Genomic DNA, 12,735 nt, shown 5'->3' with positions numbered 1-12,735 from the left:
CGTTGACCCTGCCGCCGGGGACCCCTAGGCTGGAGGTTTGGGTCTGCCGCCACCGTGATCGCCCTCCGTCCCGACAATCCGCTGATCGTCCAGAGCGACCGCACGCTGCTGCTCGAGGTGGCGCACCCGGCGTTCGAGCAGGTGCGGGATGAGCTGGCCCGCTTCGCGGAGCTGGTGAAGAGCCCCGAGCACATCCACACCTACCGCATCACGCCCCTCAGCCTGTGGAACGCCTCGGCCTCCGGGGTGGCCTGCGGGGACATGATCGAGACCTTGAATACCTGGTCCAAGTACCCCGTGCCGCAGAACCTGCTGCAGGAGATCGAGGACCACGGCACCCGCTACGGCAAGCTGCGCCTGGTGGCCAAGGGGGACCGCCTGGCCCTGGAGATGGATGACCGCGGGCTCTTCTGGGAGCTGGAGAACCAGAAGTCCCTGCAGGGCCTGCTGGCGGAGCCCTACCCGGACGAGAAGGGCATCTTCCTCCAGACCGGCATGCGCGGCGAGGCCAAGCTGCAGCTCATCCGCCTGGGCCATCCCGTCCAGGACATGGCCGGCTACAAGCCCGGCGATCCGCTGCCCTTCGAGCTGTCCCCCACCACCAAGCAGAACGGCAAGCCCTTCGGCCTGCGCCACTACCAGCAGGCCGCCGTGGATGTCTTCCACGCGGGTGGCGGGCCCGACGGCGGCGCCGGCGTGCTGGTGCTGCCCTGCGGGGCCGGCAAGACCGTCATCGGCATCGGCTGCATGGGCAGCCTGCAGACGCACACGCTGGTGCTGACCACCAACGGCACCGCCGTGAAGCAGTGGAAGCAGGAGCTGCTGGACAAGACCTCGCTGACCGAGGACCAGGTGGGCCTCTACACGGGCGACACCAAGGAGATCAAGCCGGTCACCATCGCCACCTACCAGATCCTCACCTACCGCCGCAGCAAGACGGGCCCCTTCGAGCACTTCAAGCTCTTCGAGGCGGCCAACTGGGGCCTGGTGATCTACGACGAGGTGCACATGCTGCCCGCCCCGGTGTTCCGGGCGGTGGCCGAGCTGCAAGCCAAGCGGCGCCTGGGCCTCACGGCCACGCTCGTGCGCGAGGACGGCAAGGAGGAGGATGTCTTCAGTCTCATCGGCCCCAAGCGCGTGGACGTACCCTGGAAGATGCTGGAGAAGGACGGCTTCATCGCCACGGCCCACTGCCTGGAGATCCGCGTCCCCCTGCCCACGGACGAGCGCATGGAGTACGCGGTGGCCGACCAGCGCCAGCGCTTCCGCATCGCCAGCGAGAACAGCCTGAAGATGGTCGTGATGGACGAGCTGCTGGCGGGCCATCCCACTGACAACATCCTCATCATAGGCCAGTACCTAGAGCAGCTCCGCATCATCGGCGAACGGCTCGGCGCCCCGGTGCTCACGGGGCAGACCCCGGAGAAGGAGCGCGAGTCGCTCTTCCGGCAGTTCCGCGAGGGCCAGCTGAGAGTGCTCATCGTGAGCAAGGTGGCCAACTTCGCCATCGACCTGCCGGACGCCTCGGTGGCCATCCAGGTGAGCGGCACCTTCGGCTCGCGGCAGGAGGAGGCCCAGCGCCTGGGCCGCATCCTGCGCCCCAAGGGCGAGCGCAACGTGAGCTACTTCTACTCGCTCATCAGCCGCGACACCACCGAGCAGGAGTTCGCGCGGAACCGCCAGCTCTTCCTCACCGAGCAGGGCTACCGCTACCTCATCGAGAGCAGGCACTTCGACGAGACCGGCCGCCTCAGCGAGCCCGCCGTGTGGCGGAAGCTGCTGTCGGAAACCGCAGGCTAGCGCCACAGCTCCGGGTGCAGGAGCGACTGGGCGCCCAGCCAGCGGTCCAGGGGCCAGACGAGCAGGGCGGCCAGAAGGCCCGCCAGCACATCGTCCATCACCACGCCCCAGCCCCCGGGCAGGTGCTGGGAGCGATCCACCACACCCGGCTTCCAGATGTCGAAGAGCCGGAACAGCAGGAAGGGGGCCACCAGGCGCGCGGCCCAGAGGCTCCACGGCTGCGGCTGCAGCGTGCTGGTGAAGAGCAGGGGGGTGAGGGCGATCCAGACGCCGGCCCACTCATCGGCGACGACAAACGGGGGATCCTTCTGGCCGGTCTCCTGCACCACGCCATCCGCCGCCCAGACGGCCATCAGGGTGAGGGCCAGCGGGGCCGCGAAGAAGACCCAGGCCGGGAGGGCCCAGCCCCGGATGATCCAGACCAAGCCGAGCCAGGCCGCCACTCCGGCCAGACTGCCCCAGGTACCTGGCGCCGGCTTCAGGTAGCCGCTGCCGAAGCCGGTGGCCAGCCACCAGGCGGAACGAGGGGCCTTAAACATGTCGAAGCGCCTCCACGATGCGCAGCCGCGCGGCCTTCAGGCCCGGGAACAGGGCGCTCAGCTGGAGCGTGGCCTGGAGACCGAGGGCCACGATGGCATAGACCATCGGGACGAAGTGGATGTCCAGCTCATAGCCGTGGCTGGTGCCGGGCGGGGCGGGCATCTGGATGTGCAGGGCATTGAGGCCCGCGCGGAGCAGCAGCGTCGCCGCCAGGCCCAGGGCGCTGCCCAGCAGGCCCAGGAAGGCGCCCTCCCACTGGAGCAGGGCCACCAGCTGGCCCGGCTGGAGGCCCATGGCCCGCAGGACACCGAACTCGCGGACGCGCTCCATGACGGACATGAGCAGCGTATTGGCCGTGGCCAGCAGCACCACCAGAAAGAGCACCAGGCCCATGAACCCGAAGATCGCGTAGTAGAGCAGCTTCACCTGGCGATAGAAGGAGGCCAGCTCGAACCAGGGCTTCACGGACGTTTCCGGCAGGAGGGCCTGGATCCGCGCCAGCTCGGCGGCGGTGTCCTGGGGCCGCTTCAGCACGACGGACAGCCGCGACCGGGCGGGGCCGGCATCCACCAGCTGGCCCGCGGTGGCCAGGCTCACGGTGAGGAGACGGTCGTTCAGCTCCCTCAGGCCCAGGTCCTGGAGGCCGACCACCTCGACGTCCACGGCGTTCAAGGCGCCATCGCGGGTGGTGGACATGAGGGTGAGCGCGCTGCCCACGGAGGCGCCCAGGCTGCGGGCCAGGCCCGCGCCGAGGACCACCTCCCGGGCCGACGGGTCCACGGAGAGCCAGCGGGAGCCTGCGCCGCCCGGCGCCTTGGCGCCATCCTTCAGCGCCCCGAGGCAGGCCATGTGCTGCGGCTCGAGCACGGGGTCCACGGCCGTGCCCAGGAAGGCCACGCTCTTCGCGCCGCTGGACAGCAGCCCCATGAACTGGGTGCGGGGCAGGACCTCCGCCACGGCGGGATCCCGGCGGAGCCGGGCCGCCAGGGCTTCGCCATCGGGCAGGGCCTTCTCCAGGCTCTGGGCCTCGTCACCCTCCATGGCCCCCGGCGGCATCACCTGGAGGTGGCCCAGGCCGCCGCGGATGGCCGAATCGGACAGGCCCTGGAAGGTCTGGGCCATGAAGCCCCCGGCCAGGGCCAGGGCCAGGAAGCCCGCCACCACCACCATCAGGGTGAGCGCCGTGCGGCGCCGCTGGCGCAGCAGGTTGCGGAGGGCCAGGCGCGGGAGGATCACAGGTGCTCCTCCTCGATGAGCCTGCCGTCGGCGAGGCGGAAGACGTGGTTGGCCCGCGCGATGACGGCGGGATCGTGGCTGGCCACGAGGAAGGTGGCGCCGCGCTCGGCGGCCAGCTCGGCCATGAGGTCCATGAGCGGCCCGCCGTGGGCATGGTCGAGGCTGGCGGTGGGTTCGTCGGCGAGCACCAGCAGGGGATCCGGGGCCAGCGCACGGGCAATGGCGGCGCGCTGCTGCTGGCCGCCGCTGAGCTGGCCCGGGCGGTGGTGCAGGCGGTCTGCGAGGCCCACGCGGTCAAGGGCCCGCTCGGCGCGGCGGCGGGCTTCGGCTTCGGCGATGCCCTGGAGGTGCAGGGGCAGCATCACGTTCTCCAGCGCGGACAGCACGGGCACAAGGTTGAAGGCCTGGAACACGAAACCCAGGTGCCGCAGGCGCAGATCGCAGCGCTCCCGCTCGGAAAGGCTGGACACTTCCTGTCCATTCAGAAGGACGGCGCCCTCGTCGGGCTGATCCAGCAGGCCCGCCAGCTGGAGCAGGGTGGTCTTGCCGCTGCCGCTGGGCCCCGCCAGGACGGCGAGGCAGCCCTTCGGCACCGCCAGCGATACGCCGAACACGCCGGCGCGCTCGCCGCCGAGTTCATAGGCGCGGGTCAGGTTGCGGAACTGCAGCATCCCACCAGTGTAGCCTTCCCCCGCTTCAGAACTGCATGGCCCAGGCCAGCTTGGCGAAGAGCCCCCGCTCCACCATCCGCTCGGCGGGGGCGATGGCGAGGGGATCCCGCCGCCGCTGGCCGGACCAGCCCACATAGGCGTTGGTGAAGGCATTGGGCTGCCAGCCCAGGAAGGCCTTGAGGAACTTGTCCACGCCGTCGATCTCCGAGCCGTCGTACCGCACCACGAAGGCCTGGGCCTTCAGGTAGAAGAAGCGCGGCATCTGGTAGGTGGCCGTGGTGGTCAGCTTCCGGGCCCGCACGAGCAGGAGGTCGTCGGACTCGCGGTTCAGCTCCGTCTTCTGCGCCGTCAGGTCATAGCACACGTCCCCGAGGGCCCCGTGGGAGCTGAAGCTGGTGGTGTGGAGGCGGGCCGGGGCGCCGGTGGCGAGGTCGATGGTGCGCCCCTGGACGACCCGCGCCAGCATCTGGGCCCAGCTGAACTTCTTCCAGCTCAGGGCCATGTTGATGTTGCGGGTGGCGTTGGAGGTCACCTCATCGTTGGCCCAGGTGCGCCCCGCGATGTCCCAGTCCACGCTCCAGGCCCAGCGGTCGGCGGTTTCCACATAGGCGCTCAGGCCCACGGCGCGGTCGAAGGGGTTGCCGTCCCACCAGGAGAGGCGCCGCCCGCGCAGGCTGGCGTTCGCCTGGGAGAACCGGCCGCCGTTCCAGTTGCCCTGCCACCCGATGGCGGCGGTCTGCTGGCGGTAGCCCCGGAGGTCCGTGAAGCCCGACACCAGGACGAGGCCGGGGCTGGTGGTCTGGTTGATGGCGTAGGCGAACCAGTGGCGGGTGTTCCAGTCCAGCTCGGCGGAGGTGGAGGTGCCGCGCTGGGAGAGGAGGCTGCCGTCGGCCTGGGGGAGATGCGAGGTGGCGGTCATGGCGCTGCCGATGAAGTGGAACTCGGAGCCCAGATACTGATCCAGGTAGAGGCCTCCGCTCTGGCCGCCGATGAGCCCACCGGCGGCGTCCGGCCCCCCCTGCAGGCGCTTGTCCGTGCCGAGGAAGGACAGGCCCGAGCCCCGGCCATCCAGCTGGAAGCGCAGGGCCGCCGCCGTGTCGCGGGTGGGCAGCCCCTCGACGCCCCGGGCGCCATTGGCGCTCAGCATCAGGCCACCGTCGTCGTCCTTGGCGTGGAGCACGGTCCAGCTGGCGAGGGAGCCCTGGCCCGAGGCCTTGAGGCCGTAGAGGGGGCTCTGGATGGAGCGGCTGAAGAACTGCCGCTGGGCGGAAGGCGGGGAGAGCAGGTCCATGCCCTCCAGGAAGAAGGGCCGGCGCTCGGGGTAGAACACCCTGAAGCGGCTGTTGATCTGGAGCGGGTCCACGTCAGCGTCCGCCGTGGCGAAGTCGGGGCGGTAGGTGCCCTCGAAGGTCAGGGCCGTGGTGGCGTAGCGGACATCCATGCCCAGGCGGGCCTTGGATTCCACCGGTGCGACCGGGTCCGTCTCCAGCGACTGGGTGCGGCTGTAGGTGGCGAAGGGGATCACCAGGAAGGGCGAGCCCGGCTTGTCCACCGGGGCGCCGGAGACCCGGGCCATCTGGCAGATGTCGCACTGCACGTCCTTGCTCATACGGGGCCAGGAGATGCCGTAGCGCCGCTCCCGGGGGATGATGCGCAGGATGCGGAAGGCCCAGTCGCCGGGCCGCCGGCGCAGGCTGCTGTAGGGGATGCGCATCTTCACGACGTAGCCGTCCGGCGTCAGCACGCCGGTGGAGTCCCAGAGGCAGTCGTAGGAAGCGTTCTCCCCGGTGCTGTCCGTCATGATCTCGTCAATCTGGCCGCCCAGGGGCGTCACGAAGAAGCGTGCGATGCTCTGGCCCTTGCCGGAGGGATCCAGGTCCACGCCCACGAAGTCGAAGTCGCCGTTGTTGGTGTCGCGCATGTGGCGGGCGGCATGGATCTTCGAGGGCTCCGGGTCCCTGGCCTCCACGGCGACGTAGAGCGCATCGGGGCCCCAGCCCACATGGACGATGGTGGGCCAGCGGTTCTCGCCCTTGTCGTCCGGCATGATCATGCCGAACTCGGTGATGACCAGGGCCTCCTTCCAGGTGGAGAGGTCCGCGTCGCGGGCCATGGAAGGCGCCTGGGCCAGCCGGGGGATGGCCAGGTGGGGCGGATGGGGGGCCTGGGAGGCCAGGATGGGCAGGCAGGCAAAGGCCAGGGCCGGATGGCGCATGAAGGATCCCCGGAGAACGGTTCTCAAGGTCCTACGAGGACTTTCGGAGTCCGTTTAGGCCCGTTTCGCCCGGAAGGAGGCTTCGTAGGCCGCGGTGGTGGCTTCCAGGCCGCCCTCTTCCACCTCGCCGATGAGGTCGTAGGCGTGGGCCTTCACGATGCGCACCCGCTGGATGGTGTTCACCTGGGGGGCGCCATCCACCAGCAGCACGTTGCCGTCGATCTCGGGGGCCTGGCCCTGGTGGCGGCCCTTCACGAGGAGATCCGTCTCCTCGTGGGCGCCTTCCACCAGCACGTCGATGACCGTGCCCACCTTCTCCTGGTTCTTCTCCCGGGCGATCTTCTGCTGCAGCTCGAGGATGCGCCGCTTGCGGGCCTCCTTGGTGCGCTTCGCGACGGGATCGCCCAGGCCGTGGGCGGTGGTGCCCTCCTCGGGGCTGTAGGTGAAGACACCCACATGGTCGAAGCGGGCCTCCTGCACGAAGGCCTTCAGCTCCTCGAAGGCGGCTTCGTCCTCGCCGGGGAAGCCCACGATGAAGTTCGACCGGATGGCGATGCCCGGCACGATGCGGCGCACCTTCTCGAGGAGCTTCAGGAACTGCGTCCGGCTGCCGCCCCGGGCCATGGCCTTGAGGATGGCGGCGTCCGCGTGCTGCAGGGGCATGTCCAGGTAGCGGGCGCAGTTGGGCGTGTCGGCCATGGCGTGGAGCAGACCGTCGGTGAGGCGGTTGGGATAGGCGTAGTGGATGCGGAACCAGCGCAGGCCTTCCACGGAGCCGAGGGCGCGCACCAGCTTCTCCAGGGCGTCGGGATCCCCGAAATCGCGGCCGTAGTCCGTGGTGTCCTGGCCCACGAGGCTGATCTCCAGCACGCCCTGGGCCACCAGGTTCTTCGCCTCGGCCACCACGCTCTCGATGCTGCGGCTCCGCTGGGCGCCCCGGAGCTGCGGGATGACGCAGAAGGCGCAGGCATGGTCGCAGCCCTCGCTGATCTTCAGGTAGGCGCTGGCCTTGGGCGTGGTGAGCATCCGGGGGCTGGCCTCGGTGTAGAGGTAGTCGGGATTGGGGTTCAGCTCAAAGGCCGCACCGGCGCCGATGACCTCGGCGATCTGCTCGATGTCGCGGGTGCCGATACAGGCGTCGATCTCCGGCAGCTCGGTCATGAGCTCGTCCCGGTACCGCTCCACCAGGCAGCCCGCCACGATGAGCTTCTCGCAGGCGCCCTCCTTCTTCATGGACGCGGCCTGGAGGATGGCCTCGACGCTCTCCTGCTTGGCGGCGTCGATGAAGCCGCAGGTGTTGACCACCAGCACCTGGGCCTCTTCCAGCACGGGGGTGATCTGGTAGCCCTTGAGCCGCAGGTGGCCCAGCATGACTTCCGAATCCACCAGGTTCTTGGGGCAGCCCAGGGACATGAAACCGACTTTGGTCAACGGATCTCCAGCCACCTTCAGGTGGAACCTCATAGAATACCGCGCCTGGCCGAAGAGGCCTACAGCGCGTGTTAAACTCAACACTCCCTCCGGATTGGCCATGAAACTCACCCTCCAGGTTGACGGTGCCCTGCATCCCGTGACCCTCACGGAGGATGGCGTGACCATCGGCCGGGGGGACCAGGCCACCATCCGAATCCAGGCCAACGCCGTGAGCCGGGTCCATGCCCGCATCTTCCTCAAGGCTGGCCAGCCCCATGTGATGGACATGAAGTCCCTCAACGGGACCTCCCTGAACGGCGTGACCCTGGCCGAGCCCGCGCCCCTCCATCCCGGGGACACGGTCCTCCTGGGGGAGGCGATGGTGAGGTGGGTTCCCGAGGGTGACTCCGCGACGCCCACCGGGCTGAACCTCCACCTGGCGCCCAGAGCCGGCACCTCCCGGATTTCGCTGGAGGACCGCGCCTTCGACGCCTCGGGCTCCATCCTCGTGCCCCATGCCAGCCTGGAGGCCATGCTGGCCCAGGCCAGCGGCCAGCATCCGGCGGGCGAGGCGGTCACCCTGTTCCAGCGGCTCGCCACCATGGCGGGCACCCTGCTGCGGGCCGCGGGCCTGACGGAACTGCTGGAGTCCGTGATGAGTCTGGTGACCTCCCAGATCCCCTGTCAGCGCGGCTTCATCCTCCTGGCGGACGCCGGCGGGGAGCTGGTGCCCGAGCTGGCCTGGGAGGAGCAGCCGGGTCTGAACCCCAACCCCATCAGCCGCACCATCGCCCGCACGGCCATGAAGGACCGGGTGGCCATCCTCACCACGGATGCCCGCATGGATCCCCGCTTCAGCGCCGGGGAGAGCATCAAGATCCACGGCATCACCTCGGCCCTCTGCGCCCCGCTCATCGTGGAGAACCAGGCGCTGGGCGTCATCTACCTGGAGACGAGCCTCAGCAAGGGCAGCTTCAAGCGCGAGGATGAGCACCTGCTCAGCGCCATGGCCAACTTCGCCGCCGTGGGCATCCAGCGCGAGCGGGAGGCCAAGTTCCGCCAGCGCCTGGAGCGGTACCACAGCCCGGCGGTGGTGGACCAGATCCTCAAGTCCAGCCAGAACAAGGAGGCCCCGGCCCTCCAGGCCCAGCGCTGCCAGATCAGCGTGCTCTTCGCGGACATCTCGGGCTTCACGCGCATGAGCGAAGGCATGGAGCCTCTGGTGCTGGCGGACATCCTCAACCGCACCTTCGAGGCCATGACGGACCAGATCTTCAGCCGGGGCGGCACCCTCGACAAGTACATCGGCGACGCCATCATGGCTTTCTTCGGCGCGCCGAGCCCCGATCCGGACCACGCGAGGCACGCCGTGGAGGCCGCGGCGGCCATGCAGGAGACGCTGCGGAACCTGAATGCCGCCCGGCCCGAGGGCTACCCCGAGCTGCGGATGCGCATCGGCATCAACAGCGGCGAGGCCTTCGCCGGCGACATCGGCTGCGAGAAGCGCATGGACTACACGGTCATGGGCAGCACCGTGAACCTGGCCTCGCGGCTGGAGAGCAGCGTGGCCAAGGCCGGCCAGATCGTCATCGGACCCCGCACCGCCGAGGTGGTGGGGCAGGAGCGGCTCCGGCCCCTGGAGGGCTTTCTGCTCAAGGGCATCGAGCAGGAGGTGCGGCCCTTCGAGGTGCTGTGGGACGAGGATCGACCGACGGTGGGCTGAACCTGCCTTTCCCACGGAGTCCCTACCCAAGCTCGTGGACTCCCTCTAGACTGGGTCCATTCCCAACCATATCCGGGGTGATCCCCGGGCCCTCCGCTCCCAGGAGCCCCCAATGAACGACTACACGTCCGCCGCACCGGTGAAGGCCCACCGGGGCACCATGCTCCTCGTCTTCGGCATCCTCGGCATCATCTGCTGCATCATCTTCGCCATCCTCGCCTGGGTCATGGGCAGCAGCGACCTCAAGGCCATGGCCGAAGGGCAGATGGATCCCAGCGGCGAGGGGCTGACGAAGGCGGCGAAGATCCTCGGGATCATCGGCTGCGTGCTGGGCATCCTGTCGCTCGTCTGGATGGTGTTCTTCGGCGGCATGGCCGTCCTCGGAGCCATGCGCGGACACTGATCCGAAAGGCTTCGTGCCGGTCCGCTGGGAGCGTGTCCCCCGGTTGCCGCGGCCCCCGTTGTGGGCCGCGGTGCTGGTGGGCTCCTGGCTGCTGCTGGTGTTGGGGGGCGTCCTGCTGGAAGGGCGGGGTGCCCCTTCCCTCGAAACCTGTCTCTTCCACCGCTGGTCCGGCCATCCCTGCCCCACCTGCGGCAGCACGCGGGTGGTGCTGGCCTTCGGCAGGGGCGCCTGGGGGGAGGCCCTGCGCCTGAACCCCCTGGTGGCCCTGGGCCTGGGTCTGGGCGGCCTGTGGCTGCTGGTCCGGCTGGCCACAGGCCGGGCGCCCCGGGTGGAACTGTCCCTCCGGGCGCGCGGCGCCCTGCTGGCCGTGGGGGTCACCCTGCTGCTGGCCAACTGGATCTGGGTGCTCCAGACCCAGCCCTGATCACTCTTTCACGAAATCCTTCCACAGCATCGAAGGCTGGATGCCCGAGTTCCGCTGGTACTTGCCGGACTCGTAGCTGTCGTAGTCGCCGCTGACGGTGTGGTAGAAGATCTGGCAGATGCCCACGCCGGCGTAGATGCGCACGGGCTGGATGCAGCTGATCTCCAGGGTCCAGAAGCCGCAGAAACCGATGTCGCCGAAGCCCGCCGTGACGTGGACGAAGAGCCCCAGGCGCCCCACGCTGCTGCGGCCCTCGAGCATGGGCACCATGCCGTGGGTCTCGGTGTACTCCAGGGTGCGCCCCAGGTACAGCGTTCCGGGCTTCAGCAGCAAACCCTCGGGGGGGATCTTCAGGAACTCGATGCCGTTGGGCTTGGCCATGTCGAGCTCGCGCTCGGTGTAGACGGCCAGGTCGTCGCCCAGGCGCAGGTTGTAGCTGTTCGGGTTCAGCTGGTCGTCGCGCCAGGGGTCGATGCGGAGGCGGCCCTGGTCCCGGGCCTCGAGGATCTGCTTGCCGGTGAGGATCATCCGCTCTCCAGACGAAGGGGGCCCGCGGTGGCGGGCGCCGGCGTCAGATCACCCCCGCGTCAGCGGTCGACCTTGATGACGAGGGACTTGGAGATGATGTCCTGCAGGCCCTTCCGCTCGGCGCCCAGGATCATGAGGTAGGGCAGGCCCAGCAGCACGCCGTTGACCAGGTGGCCGACCATGCGGAGGATGGCCCCGGTCACATCGATGCGGCCGACGGGATTGTCCTCGGGCACCACCCGCAGCTTCATGATTTTCTTGCCCGGGCTGGCCCCGAACTTGATCCAGCAGTAGGGGAGGAAGAACCACGCGTAGCCGATGACCGCGACGAGGTGCAGAAGGCCGATCAGCGCCGACACCAGGCAGGCGCCGGCCCCGAGAATGGCACTCAGGACCATCTGCAACACGAAGATGAGCACCCAGAGGGCCACCAGGGGCGCGATGTCGATGAGGTAGGCCAGCAGGCGCGACCCGAAGTCCCCGCGCTCGCCCGTGGGCATCGCGTCGTCGGGCACGGAGGGCAGGTAGGGCTGGAGGAAGCCGGGCAGGGACGATGGGCCGGTGGAGGGCGCGGGCCTGGGGGCCGGGGGCGGTGCCACCGGCGGGATCGGGGGAACGACCTTGACCGGGACGGGCCCGGTGGAGGGCTGGGCCTCTCCGGCGGGGGGCTTCCCGGTATGGATGGCGGCCAGCTCGTCGGCGGACATGCGCACGGTGCCGAGGGGGGGCTGGGGAGCCTCCTCACGGCTCACCGTCACGGTGGCCCCGACTTCGGAGAGGGGGTCCTGGAAGGTGAGTTGGATCTGGCCCAGGGTGATGCGGTCGCCGTTCCGCAGCGGGGAGGACTGCACCCGGTTGCCGTTCACGAGCACGCCGTTGCTGCTCTGGAGGTCCTGGATCTCATAGCCCCCGCCCACCTTGCGCAGCACGCAGTGATGGCGGCTGATGCTGGGATCCGGCAGGCGCAGGGTGTTGTCCAGCTCGCGCCCCATGTGGACTTCGTTATCCACGATCTCGAACTCGCGGACTCCCGCGCTTTCGTGCACCAGCAGCTTGGCCATGGAAACCCTCAAGGATGGTGGGATGGCCGGAAGTGTAGCGCATCATCGGCGGGCCGGGGGATAGAACGGTCATCTCGGTTCTTTCTTGACGGCATGCCGCAGACCCGCCAATCTTCCCGGAAGATCGCGAAGGTGAAGGCATGGTGCTGTTCAATGCGGCCACGAAAGAGTTGACGGCCAAGATCGTCTACTACGGCCCGGGCCTTTGCGGGAAGACGACCAATCTCCAGCATGTCTACGACACCCTGCCCGGCGAGGGGCGGGGCAAGATGCTGTCCCTGGCGACCCAGACGGACCGGACCCTCTTCTTCGACTTCCTGCCCATCGACCTCGGCACCATCCGGGGCATGAAGACCCGGGTGCAGCTCTACACCGTGCCCGGCCAGGTCTTCTACGACGCCACCCGCAAGCTGGTGCTCCGCGGCGCCGACGCGGTGGTGTTCGTGGCGGACTCCCAGGCGCCGGCCCTGGAGAGCAACAAGGAGAGCTTCCAGAACCTCATCGCCAACCTGAAAGAGCAGGGCACGGACCTGTCGAAGATCCCCCACGTGATCCAGTGGAACAAGCGGGACACGCCAAACGCCCTGCCCGTGGGCACCCTGGACAAGGAGATCAACCTCTTCCATGTCCCCACCTTCGAGGCCTGTGCCATGCGGGGCGAGGGCGTGAAGGAGACGCTCACGGGCGTGGCCCGGCTGGTGCTGAAGAGCCTCGCCGAGAA

The 12,735-nt window shown here is 69.1% G+C and carries 11 protein-coding genes and 1 pseudogene; 5 read left to right on the top strand and 7 right to left on the bottom strand.

Annotation, left to right across the window (positions count from 1 at the left end; all coding sequences use genetic code 11):
* Window positions 1-54: 54 nt before the first annotated feature.
* Window positions 55-1,800 carry a DNA repair helicase XPB gene (locus tag QSJ30_RS08155; protein WP_285608211.1) on the top strand — a complete coding sequence of 582 codons (1,746 nt, stop codon included), beginning with the start codon at window positions 55-57 and terminating at the stop codon, window positions 1,798-1,800.
* On the opposite strand, the gene QSJ30_RS08150 is transcribed toward QSJ30_RS08155, so the two are convergent.
* The 5 genes from QSJ30_RS08150 to rimO are packed head-to-tail and all read right to left on the bottom strand — an operon-like array spanning window position 1,797 to window position 7,893.
* Window positions 1,797-2,339: a phosphatidylglycerophosphatase A family protein gene (locus QSJ30_RS08150; protein ID WP_285608210.1), complete on the bottom strand. Its 543-nt coding sequence runs from the start codon at window positions 2,337-2,339 to the stop codon at window positions 1,797-1,799. The two genes, QSJ30_RS08155 and QSJ30_RS08150, sit on opposite strands and share 4 nt — an antisense overlap.
* Window positions 2,332-3,576 (bottom strand): ABC transporter permease, encoded by a 1,245-nt coding sequence (locus tag QSJ30_RS08145; protein WP_285608208.1) that lies wholly within the window; start codon window positions 3,574-3,576, stop codon window positions 2,332-2,334. Before QSJ30_RS08145 ends, QSJ30_RS08150 begins: the two co-directional genes overlap by 8 nt.
* On the bottom strand, window positions 3,573-4,247 hold the full coding sequence (locus QSJ30_RS08140) for an ABC transporter ATP-binding protein (protein ID WP_285608206.1): 675 nt from the start codon (window positions 4,245-4,247) through the stop codon (window positions 3,573-3,575). Before QSJ30_RS08140 ends, QSJ30_RS08145 begins: the two co-directional genes overlap by 4 nt.
* Window positions 4,248-4,272: 25 nt before the next feature.
* Entirely contained in the window at window positions 4,273-6,462 is a 2,190-nt protein-coding gene (locus QSJ30_RS08135) for a DUF5916 domain-containing protein (RefSeq protein ID WP_285608204.1), read from the bottom strand.
* Between the two features lie 54 nt (window positions 6,463-6,516).
* Window positions 6,517-7,893, bottom strand: coding sequence for a 30S ribosomal protein S12 methylthiotransferase RimO (rimO, locus tag QSJ30_RS08130; protein WP_285608202.1), 1,377 nt, complete (start codon window positions 7,891-7,893; stop codon window positions 6,517-6,519).
* A 100-nt stretch (window positions 7,894-7,993) separates the two neighbouring features.
* Here rimO and QSJ30_RS08125 point away from each other — a divergent pair, with 100 nt between their 5' ends.
* The 3 genes from QSJ30_RS08125 to QSJ30_RS08115 all read left to right on the top strand — a co-directional run bounded on the left by QSJ30_RS08125 (window position 7,994) and on the right by QSJ30_RS08115 (window position 10,425).
* On the top strand, window positions 7,994-9,598 hold the full coding sequence (locus tag QSJ30_RS08125) for an adenylate/guanylate cyclase domain-containing protein (protein WP_285608200.1): 1,605 nt from the start codon (window positions 7,994-7,996) through the stop codon (window positions 9,596-9,598).
* A 112-nt stretch (window positions 9,599-9,710) separates the two neighbouring features.
* Entirely contained in the window at window positions 9,711-10,001 is a 291-nt protein-coding gene (locus QSJ30_RS08120; RefSeq protein ID WP_285608198.1) for a hypothetical protein, read from the top strand.
* Window positions 10,002-10,014: 13 nt separating this feature from the next.
* Window positions 10,015-10,425, top strand: a complete 411-nt coding sequence (locus tag QSJ30_RS08115) for a DUF2752 domain-containing protein (RefSeq protein ID WP_285608196.1) — start codon at window positions 10,015-10,017, stop codon at window positions 10,423-10,425.
* On the opposite strand, the gene dcd is transcribed toward QSJ30_RS08115, so the two are convergent.
* Window positions 10,426-10,953, bottom strand: coding sequence for a dCTP deaminase (gene dcd / locus QSJ30_RS08110; RefSeq protein ID WP_285608194.1), 528 nt, complete (start codon window positions 10,951-10,953; stop codon window positions 10,426-10,428).
* 59 nt (window positions 10,954-11,012) lie between these two features.
* Window positions 11,013-12,014 (bottom strand): FHA domain-containing protein, encoded by a 1,002-nt coding sequence (locus tag QSJ30_RS08105; protein WP_285608189.1) that lies wholly within the window; start codon window positions 12,012-12,014, stop codon window positions 11,013-11,015.
* A gap of 140 nt (window positions 12,015-12,154) precedes the next feature.
* On the opposite strand from QSJ30_RS08105, the pseudogene QSJ30_RS14500 reads away from it, so the two are divergent.
* A pseudogene (locus QSJ30_RS14500) lies at window positions 12,155-12,727 on the top strand (GTP-binding protein); the annotation flags it as partial.
* Between the last annotated feature and the right edge of the window lie 8 nt (window positions 12,728-12,735).

The sequence above is a fragment of the Geothrix edaphica genome (assembly GCF_030268045.1).
Taxonomy (GTDB): Bacteria; Acidobacteriota; Holophagae; order Holophagales; family Holophagaceae; genus Geothrix; species Geothrix edaphica.
The sequence above is the reverse complement of the archived record's forward strand: the minus strand, read 5'-3'. Positions and strand labels throughout refer to the sequence as shown.